General features: G+C 70.9%; 18 protein-coding genes. 7 read left to right on the plus strand and 11 right to left on the minus strand.

The window, feature by feature from the left end; translation table 11 throughout:
* Positions 1–51: 51 nt before the first annotated feature.
* From PV796_RS10025 to PV796_RS10060, 8 genes are all read right to left on the minus strand, one after another.
* A complete protein-coding gene (locus PV796_RS10025) occupies positions 52–1506 on the minus strand; it encodes a nucleobase:cation symporter-2 family protein (protein ID WP_274912595.1) in 1455 nt (484 codons plus the stop codon).
* Between the two features lie 324 nt (positions 1507–1830).
* Positions 1831–3234 (minus strand): 8-oxoguanine deaminase, encoded by a 1404-nt coding sequence (locus PV796_RS10030; RefSeq protein ID WP_274912596.1) that lies wholly within the window; start codon positions 3232–3234, stop codon positions 1831–1833.
* A 45-nt stretch (positions 3235–3279) separates the two neighbouring features.
* Positions 3280–4683, minus strand: coding sequence for a nucleobase:cation symporter-2 family protein (locus tag PV796_RS10035; protein ID WP_274912597.1), 1404 nt, complete (start codon positions 4681–4683; stop codon positions 3280–3282).
* Positions 4684–4766: 83 nt separating this feature from the next.
* Positions 4767–5690 (minus strand): factor-independent urate hydroxylase, encoded by a 924-nt coding sequence (gene pucL / locus PV796_RS10040; protein WP_274912598.1) that lies wholly within the window; start codon positions 5688–5690, stop codon positions 4767–4769.
* 7 nt (positions 5691–5697) lie between these two features.
* Complete coding sequence (uraH, locus tag PV796_RS10045) at positions 5698–6111, minus strand: hydroxyisourate hydrolase (RefSeq protein WP_274912599.1); 414 nt, start codon at positions 6109–6111, stop codon at positions 5698–5700.
* Positions 6108–6620 carry a 2-oxo-4-hydroxy-4-carboxy-5-ureidoimidazoline decarboxylase gene (uraD, locus tag PV796_RS10050; protein ID WP_274912600.1) on the minus strand — a complete coding sequence of 171 codons (513 nt, stop codon included), beginning with the start codon at positions 6618–6620 and terminating at the stop codon, positions 6108–6110. Before uraD ends, uraH begins: the two co-directional genes overlap by 4 nt.
* 170 nt (positions 6621–6790) lie before the next feature.
* Entirely contained in the window at positions 6791–7171 is a 381-nt protein-coding gene (locus PV796_RS10055) for a helix-turn-helix domain-containing protein (RefSeq protein ID WP_274912601.1), read from the minus strand.
* Positions 7168–7452 carry a hypothetical protein gene (locus PV796_RS10060; RefSeq protein WP_274912602.1) on the minus strand — a complete coding sequence of 95 codons (285 nt, stop codon included), beginning with the start codon at positions 7450–7452 and terminating at the stop codon, positions 7168–7170. The genes PV796_RS10055 and PV796_RS10060 overlap by 4 nt, the downstream gene beginning before the upstream one ends.
* Before the next feature lie 135 nt (positions 7453–7587).
* Here PV796_RS10060 and PV796_RS10065 point away from each other — a divergent pair, with 135 nt between their 5' ends.
* The 7 genes from PV796_RS10065 to PV796_RS10095 all read left to right on the plus strand — a co-directional run bounded on the left by PV796_RS10065 (position 7588) and on the right by PV796_RS10095 (position 14496).
* Positions 7588–8427, plus strand: coding sequence for a TIM barrel protein (locus PV796_RS10065; RefSeq protein ID WP_274912603.1), 840 nt, complete (start codon positions 7588–7590; stop codon positions 8425–8427).
* A gap of 69 nt (positions 8428–8496) precedes the next feature.
* On the plus strand, positions 8497–9387 hold the full coding sequence (locus PV796_RS10070; protein WP_274912604.1) for a 2-hydroxy-3-oxopropionate reductase: 891 nt from the start codon (positions 8497–8499) through the stop codon (positions 9385–9387).
* Between the two features lie 10 nt (positions 9388–9397).
* On the plus strand, positions 9398–10609 hold the full coding sequence (locus PV796_RS10075; RefSeq protein WP_274912605.1) for a thiamine pyrophosphate-binding protein: 1212 nt from the start codon (positions 9398–9400) through the stop codon (positions 10607–10609).
* Positions 10610–10819: 210 nt separating this feature from the next.
* Positions 10820–12277 carry a catalase gene (locus tag PV796_RS10080; RefSeq protein ID WP_274918955.1) on the plus strand — a complete coding sequence of 486 codons (1458 nt, stop codon included), beginning with the start codon at positions 10820–10822 and terminating at the stop codon, positions 12275–12277.
* Between the two features lie 433 nt (positions 12278–12710).
* Positions 12711–13475 (plus strand): hypothetical protein, encoded by a 765-nt coding sequence (locus PV796_RS10085; RefSeq protein WP_274912606.1) that lies wholly within the window; start codon positions 12711–12713, stop codon positions 13473–13475.
* Between the two features lie 77 nt (positions 13476–13552).
* A complete protein-coding gene (locus PV796_RS10090) occupies positions 13553–14077 on the plus strand; it encodes a GNAT family N-acetyltransferase (protein ID WP_274912607.1) in 525 nt (174 codons plus the stop codon).
* Between the two features lie 41 nt (positions 14078–14118).
* Positions 14119–14496 (plus strand): MmcQ/YjbR family DNA-binding protein, encoded by a 378-nt coding sequence (locus tag PV796_RS10095; protein WP_274912608.1) that lies wholly within the window; start codon positions 14119–14121, stop codon positions 14494–14496.
* Positions 14497–14586: 90 nt separating this feature from the next.
* Here PV796_RS10095 and PV796_RS10100 read toward each other — a convergent pair whose 3' ends face one another.
* The 3 genes from PV796_RS10100 to PV796_RS10110 all read right to left on the minus strand — a co-directional run bounded on the left by PV796_RS10100 (position 14587) and on the right by PV796_RS10110 (position 19736).
* The gene (locus PV796_RS10100; protein ID WP_274912609.1) at positions 14587–15264 is read right to left on the minus strand and encodes a hypothetical protein; all 678 of its coding nucleotides are present in this window, start codon (positions 15262–15264) and stop codon (positions 14587–14589) included.
* A 241-nt stretch (positions 15265–15505) separates the two neighbouring features.
* On the minus strand, positions 15506–17269 hold the full coding sequence (locus tag PV796_RS10105; RefSeq protein WP_274912610.1) for an AMP-binding protein: 1764 nt from the start codon (positions 17267–17269) through the stop codon (positions 15506–15508).
* 925 nt (positions 17270–18194) lie between these two features.
* Positions 18195–19736 (minus strand): AMP-binding protein, encoded by a 1542-nt coding sequence (locus tag PV796_RS10110; protein WP_274912611.1) that lies wholly within the window; start codon positions 19734–19736, stop codon positions 18195–18197.
* Between the last annotated feature and the right edge of the window lie 106 nt (positions 19737–19842).

Below are 19842 nucleotides of genomic sequence, written 5' to 3' on the forward strand. Positions count from 1 at the left end.
GGGACGGCGGTTGCCGTCTCCCTACGGGCCGTTCGTCGGCGGCGGGACCGTTCAGTGGGCGGGCGAGGCGGCGGCCTCGCCGTCGTCCATCCGGCCGCGGGCGGGCCATTGGGGTCTCTCCGGGGCGGCCTCGGCCGGCGGCGGATCCGCCTCGTGGCCGTCCGCGCCGGACCGCTTCCCGAGGTGGTTGAAGACGAGGTTGAGGACGATGGCGACCAGGCAGCCGGTGCTGATGCCGGAGTCCAGGACGACCAGCAGGTCCTTGGGGAAGCTGTGGTAGAAGTCCGGGGCCGCGATGGGGATCAGGCCGACGCCGAGCGCGGCGGCGACGATCAGGGCGTTGTCGCCCTTCTCCATGGCGGCGCTGGCCAGCGTCTGGACGCCGCTGGCGGCGACCGAGCCGAACAGCACGATGCCGGCGCCGCCCAGGACGGGCAGCGGGACCAGGGAGATGATCGAGGCCGCGACGGGACACAGGCCGAGCACGATCAGGATTCCGCCGCCGGTGGCCACCACGAAGCGGCTGCGGACCTTGGTCATCGCGACCAGGCCGATATTCTGGGCGAAGGCGCTGTTGGCGAAGCCGTTGAAGAGCGGGCTGACGGCCGAGCCGAGGGTGTCGGCGCGCAGGCCGCCGGCGATGGTGCGCTCGTCGGCCGGGCGGCCCACGATCTTGCCGAGGGCGAGCATGTCGGCGGTGGACTCGGTCATGCAGACCAGCATCACGATGCACATCGAGACGATGGCGGCGACGTCGAACTGCGGGGCGCCGAAGTGGAACGGCGTCGGGAAGCCGAAGAGGCCGGCCTTGGTGAGCGCCGAGAAGTCGGTGATGCCGACCGGGATCGCGATCAGCGTGCCGGCGATCAGGCCGAGCAGGATGGCGATCTGCTGGAGGAAGCCGCGCAGCACCCGGCGCAGCACCAGCACGATCACGAAGGTGACCGCGGCCATCGTGATGTTCCGCAACGAGCCGTAGTCCGCGGCCTGTTCGTTGCCGCCCTCGGACCAGCGGAAGGCGACCGGGAGCAGCGAGACGCCGATCAGGGTGATGACGGTGCCGGTGACCACCGGGGGGAAGAAGCGGACCAGCCTGGAGAAGTAGGGGGCGAGGAGGAAGCCCAGCAGACCGGCGACGATGACCGCGCCGAAGATCACCGGCAGGGCGTCGTGCGGGTTGTGCTCCTTGGCGATGGCCACCATGGGGGTGACGCCGGCGAAGGAAACCCCGTTGACGAAGGGGAGTTTGGCGCCGATCTTCCAGAACCCCAGGGTCTGGAGGAGGGTGGCGAGGCCCGCGGTGAAGAGGCTGGCGCCCATCAGGAACGCGGTCTCGGTGGGGCTGAGCCCGCAGGCGGGTCCCACGATCATCGGCGGGGCGACGACACCCGCGTACATGGCAGCCACGTGTTGGAGGCCGCTGGTGAACATCTTGAAGGGCGGGAGGGTCGCGTCGACCGGATGCTTCCGGTCCTCCTCCGGCTTCTGCCCGGTAATTGCGGCCACTGCGGGCCTCCTGTCGATTTCTGCTCCACCGGAAGCCGGTGGTGCGAGCCTGTCACGGAGGGCGTGCCATGTGGTGCGTGGTGCCGAAGTCCCGCTGGTGAGCGGGAAGGTGGCCGCGCTTGTGGCGCATGGGCGGGTAGGAGTACGCACGGATACTTATGGGTGGGTATGGGTGCATATACGTCTGTGGGGGAGAACGGTCCGGGGGTGCGGGAGGTTCCCGCGCCCCCGGACCGGTGCTTGCGGACCCCGCTGGGGTCCGCAAGCTCAGCCGGGAGCCGTCCCTCCCGGCCGAGTCTGAAGGTGTGCCGCGTCCTCGGGGGATCAGCCCTCGGCCGCGATACGGGCCAGACGCTGCGCCTCGGCCCGCGTGCTGCGGGCGATGGCGTCCTCGTCGACGTTGGTGAGGTGGTTGTCCTCGACCACCGGCCTGCCGTTGACCAGCGACAGCGTGACCGGGGCGGCCGCCCCGAAGACCAGGGCGGTGACCGGGTCGGCGATCGAGGCGTGGCCCAGCCCGTCCAGCTTCCACAGGACCAGGTCGGCCAGCTTGCCGGGTTCCAGGGAGCCGATCTCGGCGGTCCGGCCGAGGACTTGGGCGCCGCCGTAGGTGCCCAGGCGCAGCGCCTTGCGGGCGTTGAGGGCGGCCTCGCGGTGGGCGCCGAGGCGGTTGATGAGCAGCGCGTTGCGCAGCTCGGTGTGGAGCTCGCCGGACTCGTTGGAGGCGGTGCCGTCGACGCCCAGGCCGACCGGGACGCCGGCGGCGAGCATGTCCGGGACGCGGGCGATGCCGGCGGCCAGGCGGGCGTTGGAGGACGGGCAGTGCGCCACACCGGTCTCGGTGCGGGCGAAGGCGTCGATGTCGGAGTCGTTCATGTGGACGCAGTGCGCCATCCACACGTCCTCGCCGAGCCAGCCGGTGGACTCGAAGTAGTCGGTCGGGCCCATGCCGAACAGCTCGTGGCAGAACTTCTCCTCCTCCACGGTCTCCGAGCCGTGGGTGTGCATCCGGACGCCCTTGCGGCGGGCGAGCGCGGCGCCCTCGCGGAGGAGTTCGGTGGAGACCGAGAACGGCGAGCAGGGCGCCGCCGCGATGTGCACCATCGACCCGAACGAGGCGTCGTGGTGGGCGTCGATGGCCGCTTCGGTGGCGATCAGGGCGCCCTCGGTGGTCTCCACGGCGAAGTCCGGCGGCAGGCCGCCGTCCTTCTCGCTGCGGTCCATCGAGCCGCGGGCCAGGGTGATCCGGGCACCGATGTCGGCGACCGCGGCCAGCTCGGCGGCCACCAAGTCCCCCGCGCCGCGCGGGAAGACGTAGTGGTGGTCGGAGGCGGTGGTGACGCCGCCCTTGACCATCATGCCGAGCGAGCCGTGGGTGGCCGCGGTGAGCATCTGCGCGTCGATCCGGGCCCAGGTCGGGTAGAGCGCGACCAGCCAGTTGAAGAGGTTGTGGTCGGTGGCCAGGCCCCGGGTGATCCACTGGTAGAAGTGGTGATGGGTGTTGATCAGGCCCGGGGTGGCCAGGTGGCCGGTGCCGTCCACGCGGCGGACGACGTTCGCCAGCCCCTCGGGCGCCTTGCCGGCGCCGACGGACTCGATGGTGTTGTCGGCGATGACGACGTGACCGCTGGCGTACTCGGTGTCGTCGGCGTCGACGGTCGCGATGGCGCAGTTCTCGATGACGATGCGCTGCTGCACCGCGCTGTCAGGGGATGCCGATGCTGCCATGCTGCTTTCCTCGTGCTTTCGTGGCGGTTTGGGCACGGCATGGCCCTACGGGATTTGAGTGCCGGAGCCGGGCGAGGCGGCTGACAGTACCGCTGCCCGTGTGGTGCTCCGGGTGCCGAGATGGTGGAAGAACAGGTTGAGCGTGACCGCGACCAGGGCTCCGGCGCTGATCCCGGAGCCGAGCACGGTCTGTGCCCAGGCGGGGAACCCGGCGTAGAAGGTCGGCGCGGCGAGCGGGATGATTCCCGCGCCGAGCGACACGGCCACCAGGATGATGTTGGAGCTGTCCTCAAGGCCGGCCTCGGCGAGCGTGCGGATGCCGCTCACCGCGATCGAACCGAACAGCACGATGCCCGCGCCGCCGAGGACCGGCATCGGCACCAGGGAGACCACGGCGCCCAGGACCGGGAAGGCGCCGAGGACCAGGAGCACCGCGCCGGCCACCGCGACGACGTACCGGCTGCGGACCCGGGTCAGCGAGACCACGCCGACGTTCTGCGCGAAGGCGCTGGTCGGCAGGCCGCCGAAGACGGGGCCGAGGAGCGTCGCGATGCCGTCGGTGCGCAGGCCGCGGGTGATGGTGTCGCTGGTGGTCTTGCGGTCGCAGATCTCGCCGAGGGCGAGCATGCCGGCCGAGGACTCGGTCATCAGCACCAGCATGACGATGCACAGCGAGAGGATCGCGGCGGGCTGGAACTCCGGGGCGCCGAAGGCGAACGGGGTGGGCAGCGCGGCGATCGGGGCGGTGCGCAGCCCGTCGAAGCTGGCCATGCCGAACGGGATCGCGGCGAGGGTGCCGACCATCAGGCCGATGAGCAGGGCGACTTGCTTGACGAAGCCCTTGGCGAAGCGCTGGAAGAGCAGCACCACGAGGAGGGTGAAACCGGCCAGGGCGAGGTTCTTCATGGAGCCGAAGTCGGCGGCGTGCTTGTCGCCGCCCTGGGCCCAGCCGACCGGTACGGGCATCAGCGTGACCCCGATGAGGGTGATCACGACGCCGGTGACCAACGGCGGGAAGTAGCGCAGGAGTTTGCCGAAGAACGGGCCGATCGCCAGGCAGAAGACGCCGGCACACATCACCGCCCCGTAGATGGCGGGGAGTTGGTGCCCCTTGGCGGTGTTCTCGGCGATGGCGAGTATCGGAGTGATGCCGGCGGAGCTGGCCGCGTTGACGAACGGGAGGCGGTTGCCGACGAAGCGACGGATGCCGAGCGTCTGCAGGAGCGTCGCGACGCCGGCGATGAGCAGGCTGGCGGCGATGAGCCGGGTCCGGCCCGCGAGGTCCAGGCCGACGGCCTGGCCGATGATGAGCGGAGGGGTGACGACGCCGGCGTACATCGCTGCGATGTGTTGCAGGGCGGCGGGGACGAGCCGCCTGACGGTCGGCTTCTCGTCCACCGGGTGAACCGGTGGGACGGGGTGGTGCGGGGCTTGCTCTTGCTGTGCCATGGGTCGATCCCCTCGGATATCGCGTCCCCTCCCCGTTGCGGGGTGGGGAGGGGACGCGAGGCACGGCGTTGCGTCGTAAGCCGCTAAAGGTTCGTCAGATCCATCGGGATCAGGGCTTCGACACCGTCGCGCAGAACAGTGGCTTCGATCAGGCCGTACGGACGGTCGGCCGCGTAGTAGACCTCGTTGTCGTTCTTGAGCCCGAAGGGCTCCAAGTCCACGAGGAAGTGGTGCTTGTTGGGGAGCGAGAAGCGGATCTCGTCCACCTCGGACCTGTTGTTGATGATGCGCGACCCCATTTGGTACAGGGTCTGCTGGAGCGAGAGGCTGTAGGTCTCGGCGAATGCCTGCAGCATGTGCTTCTTGACCTGCTCGTACGAACGCTCCCAGTTGGGCATCCGCTGCTCGTCGGAGGTCCAGTTGAAGCGCCAGCGGCTGGACACCTGGGTGGCCAGGATGCGGTCGTACGCCTCCTTGAGGGTCGTGTACTTGTCCTTGATGTACCCCCAGAACTCCGAGTTGGTGGAGTTCATCACGATCAGGTCCTTCAGGCCGGAGATGACCTGCCAGTTCTCACCGTCGTAGGTGATCTCGGTCAGCCGGGTCTCCTGGCCCTTGCGGACGAAGGAGTGCTTGACCTCCTCGGCGCCGATGAACTGCGAGTTGGCATCGGAGGTCCCGATGCGCTCCCAGGCGAACTCCTCGATCCGGATCCGGGCCCGCTTGATCGGCTCCTGGCTGTCGACGAAGTGCCGGGCCAGGTGGATGCCGAACTGCTCGGCCGACTCGATCCCGTACTCCTTGGCGAAGGCGTACACGGTGTTCTTCGTCGTGTCGGTGGGCAGGCAGTGGGCGTTGGAGCCGGACAGGTGGACGTCCTCCAGATCGCCGGAGAGCGCGACCGAGACGTTCAGGTCCTTGATGTGGTGGGTCGCCCCGTCGCGGGTGATCTTGACGACGCGGTTTTCCGCCTTGCCGTACTGGTTCTGGCCGAGAATCGTGGGCATGTCGGTGCTAGCTCCCTCGGTATACGGAGTAGCCGAACGGGTTGAGCAGCAGCGGTACGTGGTAGTGCTCGCCCGGCTTGACGGCAAAGGTGATTGCCACCTCCGGGAAGAAGGCTCCGCTGTCCCGTAGCGCGGGGGCGTCCTGCTGTTCCTCGGCTTGCTGGTGGGAAACGTGGTGCTGGTTGGAGATGAAGTACGCCTCGGTCTGGAACTCGATGCGCACGTGGGTGGTGCCCTCCGGCAGCGCCGGCAGGTCCTTGCAGCGCCCGTCGGCGTCGGTCGTGCCGGCGCCGTGGGCGGTCCAGGCGCCGCCGCCGGAACGCACCGCGAGCGTGAGGGCGACGCCCTCCGCGGGGCGGCCCACGCTGGTGTCCAGGATGTGCGTGGACACCGACGTCGGTGCGGCCGTCTCGCTGCTCATGTGGGATCTCCTTCTGCGACGCGGTTCAGGCGGATGCGGTTGATCTTGCCGAGTTCCCCCCGGACGATCTCGCGTTCCTGTTCCGGCGCGTTGTCGATCCGGTTACGGATCGCGTCCCGCATCTGCTCAGCGGTACGGCCGGAGGCACAGATCAGGAAGACGTGCCCGAACTTCTCCTGGTAGGCGAGGTTGAGTTCGAGCATCTCCGCCTTGAGGTCGTCCGGGGCGCCGGCCATCCCGCTCTGCTCGCGGTGCGAAGTGGGATCGCCGGGCTTGGGCCGTCCGATGGGCGGGTGTCCGGCCATCGCCTCGGCCAGGTCCGCCGCGGAGAGCTCGGCCATGGCGGCGTCGCTGGCGGCGAACAGGGCGTCGGTGGTGGTGAAGGGACGCTGGGCGAGGACCTTGCTCCCCCAAGCCCGGCTGGCGCACACCTCGCGCAGGGCGGCCTGAGCCTCGCCGGCATCGGATGCGTTGAACCGGGTAAGTCCTTGGGGCGTACTCGAAGACACGGGAAGCCTCCGTGGCCTGGTGCTGGACAGCTCTGGTTGGCTGGAAACAGCTAAGACCTCCGGCAACACCCCGTCAACACTTTGTTGAAAAGTCGGCAACACAAAAGCCGCCGTCCGGGGTTTCCGGGCGGCGGCTTCGGCCACTGAATGGGGAGTTGGCCCCCTTCGCCTCAGTCGGCGTCCTTCGCGGCGGTTTCCCTGTTCAGGTAGTTGTAAACGGTGAAACGGCTGACGCCGAGGGCGCCCGCGACGGTCTCCACCCCGTGCCGGACGGAGAAGGCGCCCCGGCTCTCCAGGATTCGCACCACCGACTGCTTGGTCTTGCGGTCCAGCTCGGAGAGCGGCATGCCGTGCCGGCGCTGGAGCTCGACCAGGATGTGATCGAGCGACTCCGAAAGGTGCGGGAGGCGGACGGCGACCCGGTCCCGCCCCTCCCAGGTCAGCACCACGTCGTCGCCGGTGGCCTGGTCAGGGGCGACCATCTGGCCACCCATCGCGTCCACCAGCGGCTTGACCGCCTGGACGAAGGCGTGGTCAGCGGGCTCGGTCACGTCGCGTCCCCCTCACCATGCGCAGCGTCACCCGATACGCCACCCCCGATCACATTGACCTGAAGGGAGACCCGGGTGGCACCGGCCGCCAGGGACCGCCGCAGCAGGGCGTCGACCGCGCCCAGCACCCGGTCGGCGTCGCCCTCCGCGGTGTTGCCGAAGGGACCGACGTCGACCGCGTCCAACTGGGCACCGGTGACGATCTCCCGCGCCACCACGGCATGGGCCGGCGCCTCGTCCAGATCGAACGGCTCCGTCGTGAACTCAACTCTCAATCGCACGCGGTTCAACCTACGCGCGGTTCGGCCCGCCGACCAGAAATTGCCCGCGGCCCCCCTTGACAGCTTCCCCGCCCACCCGGCAGCCTTCCATTAAGCAGAAATCAAGTTCCACTATTCGGAAGGAGCGCCGGGCCTATGGGTTTCACGGACACGCGCTTCAACGTCAATCTGTCGATCTTGTTCACCGAGCTTGCGTTGCTTGAGCGGCCGGCGGCCGCGCGGGCGGCGGGGTTCACGGCGGTGGAGCTGTGGTGGCCGTGGGTGGATGCTCCGACTCCGGATCGGTGTGAACTGGACGCGCTGGCTGGTGCGTTGCGTGATGCCGGGACGCAGTTGACCGGGTTGAACTTCTACGCGGGGCGGTTGCCGGGGCCGGATCGTGGTGCGTTGTCGGTTCCGGGTGAGGAGTCGGCGCGGTTTCGGGCGAATGTGCCGGTGGCGGTGGAGTTCGCCGCGTCGTTGGGCTGCACGTCCTTCAACGCCCTGTACGGCAACCGTGTGGAGGGGGTCAGTGCCGCCGAGCAGGACGCGCTGGCGCTGACGAATTTGACGTTCGCGGCGCGGGAGGTGGCTCAGGTGGAGGGCACGTTGCTGATCGAGGCGCTCAACGCGCCGGAGTCGCCGCAGTGCCCGATCGTCTCGGCGCCCAAGGCCATCGAGGTGGTCGACGCGGTCAACGCCGCCACCGGTGTGGACAACGCCAGATTCCTGATGGACCTGTACCACCTGTCGATGAACGGCGAGGACCTTGCCGAGGTCATCGACCGCTACACCGACAAGACCGGGCATGTGCAGATCGCCGACAACCCCGGCCGCGGCGCCCCCGGCACCGGCCACCTCGACTTCGACGCCCTGCTGGGCCAGTTGAAGAACAACGGCTACGACGGCTGGGTCGGCCTGGAATACAAGCCAGGCCAGGGCCCCAGCGCCGAGAGCTTCGCCTGGCTGCCCGCCCCTTTGCGCGCCGCCTGCTAAGCCGTCGGCACCACCACCGAACGCGTCCCCTTCCTGACTTTTGGTTTTGAGTGTGAAAGAGGCTTTTCGATGAGCAACTTGCCGAAGGTCGCCTGGATCGGTCTGGGCATCATGGGTTCCCCCATGGCCGAGAACCTGATCAAGGCCGGCTACCCGGTGACCGGTTACACCCTGGAGCAGGACAAGCTGGACCGCCTGGCCGCGGCCGGCGGCACGGCCGCCGCCTCCGTCGCCGAGGCCGTCGCCGGGGCCGACGTCATCATCACCATGGTCCCCGCCTCCCCCCAGGTCGAGGCCATCGCGTATGGCCCCGACGGCATCCTGGCCCACGCCAAGAGCGGCGCCCTGCTGATCGACATGTCCTCGATCACCCCCCAGACCTCCATCGACCTGGCCAAGAACGCCGCGGACAAGGGCATCCGGGTCCTGGACGCCCCCGTCTCCGGCGGCGAAGCCGGCGCCATCGAAGCGGTGCTGTCCATCATGGTCGGCGGCCACCAAGCCGACTTCGACACCGCCAAGCCCCTCTTCGACGCCCTGGGCAAGACCATCGTCTTGTGCGGACCCCACGGCTCCGGCCAGACCGTCAAGGCCGCCAACCAACTCATCGTCGCCATCAACATCCAAGCCTGCGCCGAAGCCGTCGTCTTCCTGGAGAAGTCCGGCGTCGACCTCCCCGCCGCCCTCGACGTCCTCAACGGCGGCCTGGCCGGCTCCACCGTCCTGACCCGCAAGAAGGACAACTTCACACACCGCGACTTCACACCCGGCTTCCGCATCGACCTGCACCACAAGGACATGGGCATCGTCACCGACGCCGCCCGCACGGTCGGCGCCCCCCTCCCCGTCGGCTCCCTCGTCGCCACCCTCGTCGCCGCCCTCCGCGCCCAAGGCGACGGCGGCCTGGACCACTCCGCCCTCCTCGCCGGCGTCGAACGCCTCTCCACCCCCAAGGGCTGAGCACCGGACCATGGGGGCACGTCGGATTCCCGCCGCACAGGCGGCCGTTGAGATCCTGCGGGACGAGGGCGTCGACACCGTCTTCGGCTGTCCCGGCGCCGCGCTGCTGCCGCTGTACGCGGCGATGGAGCGGACCGGCGGCATCGCGCACCTGTCCGCGGGCCACGCCGAGGGCGCCGCACACATGGCCGACGGCTGGGCCCGGACGACCGGGCGGCCCGGCGTGGCCGCGGTGGCGGCGGGCCCGGGTGCCGTCCGGTTGCTCAGCGGCCTGTACGCGGCGCAGCAGGACGCCGTCCCGCTGGTGTGCGTCACCGGCCGGGCGGCGCCCCCGGCGACCGCCCCCGCCCTTCCGCTGCGGCACGCGGGATACCGGCCGCCGGACCTGGTCCGGCTGGCCGGTGCGGTGACCAAGCGTGCCGAGCGGATCGAGGACCCCGCGCGCATCCCGGGCGCCTTCCGTGAGGCGTTCCGGATCGCGCGGGAGGGCCGACCCGGACCCGTACTGATCGACGTCCCGGCCGAGTTGGCCGCGGTGGAGATCGTGTGCGGCCCGGCGCCGGCCGCCCCCTCCGCTCCCGGTGCCGGGCCGGCACTGGTGGACGGCGACCGGTCCCCGGCGCCGGGAGCGGTGCTCCCCCTGGCCGTGCCGCCCGCCCCGGCGGACGCCGCGGCCCACTGGGTCCTGACGGAGCTCGCCGACGTCTACGGGGCGCGGTCACCGGTCGACACCTACGTCGTCAGCGGGCTGCCGGTGCCGTGCACCACCGGTGGCGCCGCCCCGCGCCACCACCGGGTGGCGCGCCGGAGCGGCCCGCCCGGCTGGGAGGTACCGACCGCGATCGGGGTCCGCACCGCGCTGGACTCCCGGGGCGCGCGGGCGGCGGAGGTCGTGGTGGTCGTCGACGGCCGCGATTTCCCGCTGACGGCCGGGGAGTTGGCGGCGGCGGCGCAGTACGACGTGCCGTTCGTGGTGGTGCTGCTCGGCGAGCCCGAGGACGCCGATCCGCTCACCGACCCGGTGAAACTGGCCGTGGCCCACGGTTGCGCGGGCCGCGCGGTCCGCGATCCGGCGCAACTGCGCTCGGCCGTGGAGTGGGCCCGCAAGGAGGCCGCCTCCACCCGGCGGCCGGTGCTGCTGGAGGTCCGCTCCGCGCGCCTGGCCCAGGCCCGTGGTGAGCCGCCTGCGGACCCGGTGGCCGCCGTCGCGTACGGGACCTGAGCCCGCCGCGAGGGTCCACCAAAGAGCTTCCGGGCGGTGGTCGCGCTGACACCTGTCCTGTCGCGCCCAGGCGCGGCCACCGCCCGGAACACCCACCCAGGTTTTGTTTCAACAAACTGTTGACGTCTGGTCGGGGCGCTTTCTACGCTCCGACATGCGGAAGCCAACTTCCGCGCTCTCGTACGGAAGGTCACCATGTCGAAGCCCACGCTGACGGCGCGCACTCTCACTACGGAGTCCGGCGCCCCGATCGCCGACAACCAGAACTCCGCCTCCGCCGGCGTCGGCGGGCCGATCCTGCTCCAGGACCAGCACCTCCTGGAGAAGCTCGCGCGCTTCAACCGTGAGCGGATCCCCGAGCGGGTCGTGCACGCCCGCGGCTCCGGTGCGTACGGCCACTTCGAGGTGACCGACGACGTCACCGCGTTCACCCGCGCCGACTTCCTCAACACCATAGGCAAGCGGACCGAGTTGTTCATCCGTTTCTCGACGGTTGCCGACAGCCTCGGTGGTGCGGACGCGGTGCGGGACCCGCGCGGCTTCGCGGTGAAGTTCTACACCGAAGAGGGCAACTACGACCTCGTCGGCAACAACACCCCGGTCTTCTTCATCAAGGACCCGATCAAGTTCCCGGACTTCATCCACTCGCAGAAGCGCGACCCGTTCACCGGCAAGCAGGAGCCGGACAACGTCTGGGACTTCTGGAGCCACTCCCCCGAGGCCACCCACCAGGTCACCTGGCTCATGGGCGACCGCGGCGTCCCGGCCTCCTACCGCCACATGAACGGCTACGGCTCCCACACCTACCAGTGGACCAACGCCGAGGGCGAGGCGTTCTTCGTCAAGTACCACTTCAAGACGAACCAGGGCATCCGCTCCCTCTCCGCCGAGCAGGCCCAGGAGTTGGCGGGCAAGGACGCCAACAGCCACCAGACCGACCTGCTGCAGTCCATCGAGCGGGGCGTGTACCCCTCGTGGACCCTGTACGTGCAGATCATGCCGGCGGCCGAGGCGGCCAACTACCGCTTCAACCCGTTCGACCTGACCAAGGTGTGGCCGCACAGCGACTACCCGCTCCAGCGGGTCGGCCGGCTGGTCCTGGACCGCAACCCCGACAACGTCTTCGCCGAGGTCGAGCAGGCCGCCTTCTCGCCGAACAACTTCGTCCCCGGCATCGGCCCGTCCCCCGACAAGATGCTCCAGGGCCGGCTCTTCGCCTACGCCGACGCGCACCGCTACCGCCTGGGCGTCAACCACACCCAGCTCGCGGTCAACGCCCCCAAGGCGACCACCGCCAGCAACTACGGCCGGGACGGCCTCATGGCGGGCAACGGCTACGACCGGCACGCCAAGAACTACGAGCCCAACTCCTACGACGGCCCGGTCCAGACCGACCAGCCGCTCTCCGCGCCGCTCGCCGTCTCCGGCCACGTCGGCACCCACCCGGCCCCGGCGCACACCAAGGACGACGACTTCTTCCAGGCCGGTGAGCTGTACCGCCTGATGTCCGAGGACGAGAAGCAGCGCCTGGTGGAGAACATCGCCGGCGGCCTCTCCCAGGTCGGCCGCGACGACGTGATCGAGCGGAACCTCGCGCACTTCCACGCCGCCGACCAGGACTACGGCAAGCGCGTCGAGGCGCGCGTCCGCGAACTGCGCGAGGACTGACGGGAGGTCAGTCTCCTTGCGCACCCGTACCGGTCGGCCCGTTGAGGGGTGGTCGGCCGGTACGGGGAAGTAGCGCGGAGCTCCGCGGAATCCGGGGAGATCCAGTGCGGTGGCAGGCCCGGCCGCCAAGGAGGACGGGCCGCCTCCCCACCGCGGAGCCCGCCTGCTGCCCCACCCGAGAGCACCCCCCTCCACCGACTCCGTCCGGTGGTGCGTGTCCCGTCGCGCCCATCTCCCGCACTGCCGGACGGGAACCACCCACAGGGCCCGGACATCCGTACGGTCACGGATGTCCGGGCCCTGTGACGTGCCCGCGCCGGAACGCACGATCGCTGCGTTCCGGCGCATTCCCGCCCCCGACAGGGGCCGTTGGGGAGACGATGTACGGCAAGCAGGGCCGACCGACCTCCTGCCCGACCTGCCTGGAGCCGACATGGCCGACAGTGTGCCGGTGCGGTGCCCCACATGCCGCCGCGAGAACGCCTTCACCCCACCGACCTTCCCGTGCGCCTGCGGTGCCCCGCTGACGCTGCCGGTGATGCGCGGCGGCGCGCCGGTGGAGATACTGCACCGCACCTGGGAGGCGTCCTGGGTGGAGGTCCGCTGCGAGGACTGCGGGCGGCAGGACGCCTGGCCGGCGCCGGAGTCCGGCTGCGCCTGCGGCACCGTCGTCCGGGTGCCGGTGGCCCCGGTGCCCGCCCCGCCACGCCCCACCGCCGGCCGGCCCGCGGCGAACCGCCCCACCCGCACCGCGCCGCCCCGCCCGACGCCGAAGCCCCGGCCGGACGCCGGCCCGCCGCCGGAACGGCCCGCCTTCCGGCCGGTGACCATCCGGACCGCCCGGGACTGCGTCACCGCGGCCGGCCAGTACCTGAAGTGGCTGGGCTTCGGCGACGTGGCCCGGACCCAGGAGCGGACCGCGGCCGGTGTGGACCTGCGCGGCACCGGCGTGGTGGCCCAGGTCGACCCGACGACCCGGGCCACCACCCTCCGCGAGATCGAGTGCGCCTGGCTCAACGGCCTGGCCGACTCCGCGGTCGCGGTCTTCTTCTCGTTGGCCGGCTACGCCCGCGACGCCCGGTCGCGCGCCGACGCCCTGCACGTCCCGCTGTTCGTCATGGACCTCACCGGCACCCCGCAGCCGGTCAACGACGCGGCCGACGAGCTGATCGCGGAGGGCGCCGGGCCGCCCGCCTGAGCGCACCGCCCGATGGCGCGGCCCGGCGGTGCGGAAACCCGCTCGCCGGGCGCGCCCCGACCCGCGACACTGGCCACATGATCATCCGCGTCCCCGACCCCGCCGACCTGCCCGCCCTGCGCGACCTGGAACGCGCCGCCGGAGAACCGTTCCACGCCCTCGGCATGGCACAGATCGCCGACGACGAACCGCCAACGCTCACGCTGCTGACCGAGTACCAGCGCGCGGGCCGGGCGCTGGCCGCCTACGACGACGAGCGCCCCGGCGAGCCGCCGCGCGGCTACCTCCTGTGGGACCCGGTCGACGGCTGCGCCCACATCGAGCAGGTCTCGGTGCACCCGGAGCGGGCCCACCGCGGCATCGGCCGGGCGCTGATCGACCGGGCCGAACAGGACAGCGGGCTCCCGGCGTTGACCCTGACCACCTTCGCCGACGTGCCGTGGAACGCCCCCTACTACGCCCGGCTCGGCTTCCGCCGGCTCGCCGCGGCCGAGCTGACGCCGGGCCTGCGGGCGATCCGCGCCCACGAGGCGGAGCTGGGCCTGGACCGCTGGCCACGGGTCTGCATGCGTCGAGAATCCGGTTCGAGGCCGGCACCATGACGCACCGTCACGCCCCTTGGAACCCGGACGATAATGTGCCGATGATCGATGCGCACGCGCTCCGCGCCTTCTGCCTGGGCTTCAACGGCGCGACCGAGGAGAACCCCTTCCCCCGGCACCCGGAGGTCTCGACGTTCAAGGTCGGCGGCAAGATCTTCGCGCTCAGCACGCTGGACGCGGCGCCGCTGACCGTCAGCCTCAAGTGCGACCCGGAGCTGGCCCAACGGCTGCGCGCCGAGCACCCCGAGGTGGTCCCCGGCTACCACCTCAACAAGCGCCACTGGAACACCGTTTCACTGGTCGGCAGCCTCCCCGACCAACTGGTGCGGGAGATGGTCGAGGACTCCTACGACCTGATCGTGGCCTCGCTGCCGCGCGCCCAGCGGCTGCTGCTGGACTGGCCCGGCGAGCGGCGGTGACCGGGGCCGGAACGGCGAACGCCCGGCCGGCGCCCCGCGGACGCACCGCCTACGGGTGCGTGATCGCGGGGCACCGCGCCGGGCGACCGGTCAGCCCTGGGGCGGCAGGACGGCACGGATGCCGCCCTGTGCGGTGGCCGGGGCGACGGTGTCGTAGCCGCCGTTGACCGCGCCGTTGCCGGCGTACTCGGCGGTGTAGCCGCCGCTCAACACGTCCGCGCCGGAGCGCGGGTTGGTGGCGTCACAGGACGCGCGACCGGTGGCGTCCGTCGTCGCCACGCACAGCACCTTGCCGGTGGTGTCCTTGAAGGTGACGGTGGCGTTCCAGATGGCGTCCTGCGGGCCGGCGGCGCGGGCCCGCACCAGGGTGGCGTGCAGCCCGATGACCTTCAGCGGCTTGGTGGCGAGGGTGGCCCTGCCGGCGGTCAGCCGGGTCGCCATCTCGGGCACCGTGGCGGCCGGTTCGCACAGGCCCCGGGACCAGTCGAAGAGGCCGCCGGGGGCGCAGGTCGCGTGGCCCTCCTGGGCCGCCACCCGATGGGTGACCGGGTCGCAGCGGTAGAAGCGGGCACCGCTGTCGGCGTCGACCACGCTCGCCGCCACGGTCGCCGCGTCCTCGCCGCTCGTGCAGCCGGCGGTGAGCACCTCGCGGGTGGGGCCGTCGGGGCTGCCGGGCTGGACGACGTCGGCGTAGGCGGGGGCGGCGAAGCCACCCAGGGCGGCGGCCACCGCGGCGGCGGTGGTCGCCCAACGTGCGATACGGGTCATGAATGTCCCCTCTTGGCGGGAATCCCGCTGGGATTTCCGGCCTGCTAACGGCCTTGGAATTTGGCCTGGTTGACGGCCTTTCACCCGCCCCCGGGAACCGGGAACGAGCCAGGTCAGGACCTTATCGGCCGGGTCGTTGCGGGCCGACGGCGGCCCTGTGGCACCCCGATGGTCGCACCGCCGCCGCCCCGCGCCCGGTCGCACACGCCCCAACTCCCCTGCTCGGCCCGGCCGATCCCCCTCACACCGACCCCAGACTCCCCTCCCGAGCCGACTCCGCAGCGTCCCGAGGCCGCCCCGGCGCCGACTCCCCGTCCTGCGAACCCTCCTGCTCTCCCTGCGACTTGCCCGACTCCGCCGTCTCCTGCTCCGCCCTGCCCAGCTTCGCCGCCAGCCGTTCGCGGAGTTCGACCTTGCGGACCTTGCCGCTGACGGTCATCGGGAAGGCATCGGTGATCTCCAGGTAGCGCGGGACCTTGTAGTGCGCCAACCGGGAGCGGCAGTAGCGGGCCAACTCGTCGCGGGTGAGGGTGTCCGCGGGGTCCCGCAGGATGACGCAGGCGGCGATCTCCTCGCCGTACTTCGCATCCGGAACCCCGACGACCTGGACATCTGCGATCTTGGGATGGGAGTAGAGGAACTCCTCGATCTCCCGCGGGTAGACGTTCTCCCCGCCCCGGATGATCATGTCCTTGATGCGGCCGACGATCCGGACGTAGCCGTCGTCGTTCATCACCGCCAGGTCGCCGGTGTGCATCCAACGGGCCGCGTCGATGACCTCGGCGGTGCGCTCCGGGTCGTCCCAGTAACCGAGCATCACGCTGTAGCCGCGGGTGCACAGTTCGCCCGGGGTGCCGCGCGGCACGGTCACGCCGCTCCCCGGGTCGACGACCTTGACCTCGATGTGCGGCAACACCCGGCCGACGGTCGCGGTGCGGTGTTCCAGGTCGTCGTCCCGCCGGGTCTGGGTGGAGACCGGCGAGGTCTCGGTCATCCCGTAGCAGATGGACACCTCGGCCATGTGCATCTCGGCGACCACCCGCTTCATCACCTCCTCCGGGCAGGGCGAGCCGGCCATGATGCCGGTGCGCAGGGAGGTGAGGTCGTAGTCGGCGAAGTCCGGGAGGTTCAACTCGGCGATGAACATGGTCGGCACGCCGTACAGCGCGGTGCAGCGCTCGTCCTGGACGGCCCGCAGGGTGGCGGCCGGATCGAAGGCGGGCGCCGGGATGACGATGCAGCCGCCGTGCGAGGTGACGCCGAGGTTGCCCATCACCATGCCGAAGCAGTGGTAGAAGGGCACCGGCAGGCACACCCGGTCGTGTTCCGTGTAGCCGAGGGTCTCCGCCACCCAGTACCCGTTGTTGAGGATGTTGTGGTGGGAGAGCGTGGCCCCCTTGGGAAAGCCGGTCGTCCCGGACGTGTACTGGATGTTGACCGGGTCGTCGGTGGTCAGGGCCTTCTCGCAGGCGGCGAGCCGGGTGTGCGGCACGGCCGCGCCGGCGGCCAACAGCCCGCCCCAGGTCGGGTCGCCGAGGTAGACCACATCGCGCAGCGCCGGGCAGTCGGCCCGCACCTGCTCGATCATCCGCCGGTAGTCGCTGCTCTTGTGCGCGACCGCGGAGACCAGCACGGTCACCCCGGCCTGCTTCAGGACGTACGCCAGTTCGTGGACTCGGTAGGCGGGGTTGATGTTGACCAGGATCGCGCCGATCCGGGCGGTGGCGTACTGGACGAGCACCCACTCGGCGCAGTTGGGGGCCCAGATGCCGACCCGGTCCCCCTTCCCGACGCCCTTGGCGAGCAACCCGAGCGCCACCTCGTCGACCGCGCGGCCCAGTTCGGCATAGCTCCAGCGGCGGCCGCCGGCCACGTCGACCAGCGCCTCCCGATCGCCGAAGCGGGCGAGGGTACGCGCTAGGTCGGCGCCGATGGTGCGGCCGAGCAGCGGCCGGTCCGCCGCCCCGCTCGCGTACGACAGCTCGGTGTGCGACTCAATGGTCAACGGTGGTTCTCCTCCCAGGACTCGGCACCACCGCCGCCCCACCCGGGTGCGCGGGCCGGTGCGGCGGATCGTGCCGGAGACGGTCTCCGACGGGTCGGCGAACTCCGGCCGCCGGACGCGACCGGGGCGGCACGGGGATGCGCAACGATCAGCTTGACGGTCCGGGGGCGCCGCGACCAGTCCATCCACGCCAATGGCCTGCGGCCGGCTGTTCCCCACGTTGGTGGCTGTCCCGCCGCGCGGGTTGCTGTTCTTTGCGCCTTGCGGCGCCGGCCGACCCGCTGCGCGGGGCGGGTTGAGTTGTCTGGTCCGCTGCGCGGAGCGGTGCCGCTGCGCTGGGCGGATGGAGTTGTTGTCCGCTGCGCGGGGCTGTTGGGTTGCGGTGACGGGCCTCCGGGGGCGGCATGCCAGACTGCTTCGCTTTACGTCTGGCACACCACCCCCTCCGACCCGTCCCCTCCCGTTGAGGGGTGGATTTCTCTGGGATGGAGCTGGTCCTGAGTGGTCCTCTGACGGTCACCACGCAGGCTCACGCGTACTCGTCCTCTTACGGTCACCGCTCAAGCTCACGCGCCTTCTTACGATCACCGCTCACGCTCACACATCCTCTGACGGTCACCACTCAACCCAGCGGCCCGAGTTGACCCACCGGCAGGACGTGGCACCCACCGTCTTTCCCACCCTCCAACGGGAGGGGACGGGCCGGAGGGGTGGGTGTGCAGGACGTAAAGCGAAGCAGTCCTGCACACCCACCCCGCAGGCCCGTCACCGCACCCCAACAGCCCCGCGCAGCGGACAACAACCCCACCCGCCCCGCGCAGCGGACCGGCAGCGGACCAGACAACTCGACCCGCCCCGCGCAAGCGGACCGGCAACCCGCGCGGCGGGAAAGCCACCAACGTGGGCAGCCACAGGCCCACGGCAACTAGTTGACCGCCCGGCCGCGCCCCGCCCAATACGGCTGGCGCAGTTTGAACTTCTGGATCTTGCCGGTGGCGGTGCGGGGAATGGTGTCGCGGAACTCGACGGACGTGGGGGCCTTGTAGCCGGCCAGGTGCTGCTTACAGTGGGCGATGATGTCGGCCTCCTGCACGGTCGCCCCCTCGGCGAGCACCACCAGGGCCTTGATCGTCTCGCCCCACTTCTCGTGCGGCACGCCGATCACGGCGACCTCGGCGACCGCCGGGTGGCTGAAGATGGTGTCCTCCACCTCGATCGACGAGACGTTCTCACCGCCGGTGATGATCACGTCCTTCTTCCGGTCGGAGATCGTCAGATGGCCGTCGCCCGGGTCGAGCGTGCCGCCGTCGCCGGTGTGGAACCAGCCGTCCTGGAGCGCCTCGGCGGTCTCCTCCGGCTTCTCCCAGTAGCCGTCGAGCACGGTGTTGGAGCGGGCCAGTACCTCGCCGGAGGCCGCGACCTTCAGCTTGACGCCGAGCGCGGGCAGCCCGGCGCGGGAGAGTTTGCGGGCCCGCTCCTCGGCGGGGAGGTCGAGGTCGGCGGGGCGGGTGCGGTTGAACGTCAGCATCGGGGAGGTCTCGGTGAGGCCGTAGAGCTGGGTGAACTCCCAGCCCAGTTCCTCCTCCACGCGCTGGATGGTGCGGGTGGGCGGCGGGGCGCCGGCGCAGACGATCCGCACCCGGTCGCGACCCGGGACCTCCCCCTGCCACGTCGCGGCCGCGTCCAGCACCATGTTCCAGACGGCCGGCGCGCCGCACATCAGCGTGACCCCGTGCTCCTCGACGCGCCGCAGGATCTCGGCCCCGTCGACCTTCCGCAGCGCGACCTGCTTCACGCCCAGGCCGGCCATCACATACGGCATGCCCCAGCCGTTGCAGTGGAACATCGGCAGGGTGTGCAGATACACATCCCGCTCCCACACCCGGGTGTGCAGGCCGAACGCCATGCCGTTGACCCAGATGTTGCGGTGCGTCAACTGCACGCCCTTGGGGCGGGCGGTGGTGCCGGAGGTGTAGTTGATGGTCGCGGTGGCGTCCTCGTCCGGACGGGACCAGGGGCGCGGCTCGACGCCGAACCGCATCAGCTCGGTCTCGGTCCGCTCGCCGAGGACGAAGCGGTGGCGGACCTTGATGTCGGCCAGCGCCGCGTCGAGTTCCGGATCGACGAGCAGCACCGAGGAGCCGCTCTGCTCCACCACGTACGCCACCTCCTCCGGCTTGAGGCGGAAGTTGACCGGCACGCAGATCCGGCCGCTCATCGGCACCGCGAACAGCAGCTCCAACAGGCGCGCGGAGTTGTGGCTGGCCACCGCCACCCGCTCCCCCTCCGCCACACCGAGCGCGTCCAGCCCCGCCTGCCAGGCACGGACCCGTTCGGCGAAGCGCCCGTAGGTCGCGTCGGGCACCGGCGGGGCGGGCTGCCGCGGCTCGTCGACCACGCCCGGGCTGTCGCGGAAGCCCAGCTCGGCCCGGTCGAGGAAGTCCGCGATCGTCATCGGTGTCCGCATGCTCTCTCCTGTGCTCGGTATACCGGGAACGGGCGCACCCGGCGCCTCCCCGTTCCCACAACTACGCCCGGTGCATACCCAGCCACCTCAGCCCCCGATCCGAGAA

The sequence above is a fragment of the Streptomyces sp. WZ-12 genome (assembly GCF_028898845.1).
Lineage (GTDB): Bacteria > Actinomycetota > Actinomycetes > Streptomycetales > Streptomycetaceae > Streptomyces.

Excerpts from the sequence above, each read along its gene's own strand:
- PV796_RS10030 (WP_274912596.1), bottom strand. The coding sequence starts at position 3,234 with ATGGCAGCATCGGCATCCCCTGACAGCGCGGTGCAGCAGCGCATCGTC.
- PV796_RS10035 (WP_274912597.1), bottom strand. The coding sequence starts at position 4,683 with ATGGCACAGCAAGAGCAAGCCCCGCACCACCCCGTCCCACCGGTTCAC.
- PV796_RS10100 (WP_274912609.1), bottom strand. The coding sequence starts at position 15,264 with ATGACCCGTATCGCACGTTGGGCGACCACCGCCGCCGCGGTGGCCGCC.
- PV796_RS10090 (WP_274912607.1), top strand. The coding sequence starts at position 13,553 with ATGATCATCCGCGTCCCCGACCCCGCCGACCTGCCCGCCCTGCGCGAC.
- PV796_RS10095 (WP_274912608.1), top strand. The coding sequence starts at position 14,119 with ATGATCGATGCGCACGCGCTCCGCGCCTTCTGCCTGGGCTTCAACGGC.
- PV796_RS10085 (WP_274912606.1), top strand. The coding sequence starts at position 12,711 with ATGGCCGACAGTGTGCCGGTGCGGTGCCCCACATGCCGCCGCGAGAAC.
- pucL (WP_274912598.1), bottom strand. The coding sequence starts at position 5,690 with ATGCCCACGATTCTCGGCCAGAACCAGTACGGCAAGGCGGAAAACCGC.
- PV796_RS10065 (WP_274912603.1), top strand. The coding sequence starts at position 7,588 with ATGGGTTTCACGGACACGCGCTTCAACGTCAATCTGTCGATCTTGTTC.
- PV796_RS10070 (WP_274912604.1), top strand. The coding sequence starts at position 8,497 with ATGAGCAACTTGCCGAAGGTCGCCTGGATCGGTCTGGGCATCATGGGT.
- PV796_RS10110 (WP_274912611.1), bottom strand. The coding sequence starts at position 19,736 with ATGCGGACACCGATGACGATCGCGGACTTCCTCGACCGGGCCGAGCTG.
- uraH (WP_274912599.1), bottom strand. The coding sequence starts at position 6,111 with ATGAGCAGCGAGACGGCCGCACCGACGTCGGTGTCCACGCACATCCTG.
- PV796_RS10075 (WP_274912605.1), top strand. The coding sequence starts at position 9,398 with ATGGGGGCACGTCGGATTCCCGCCGCACAGGCGGCCGTTGAGATCCTG.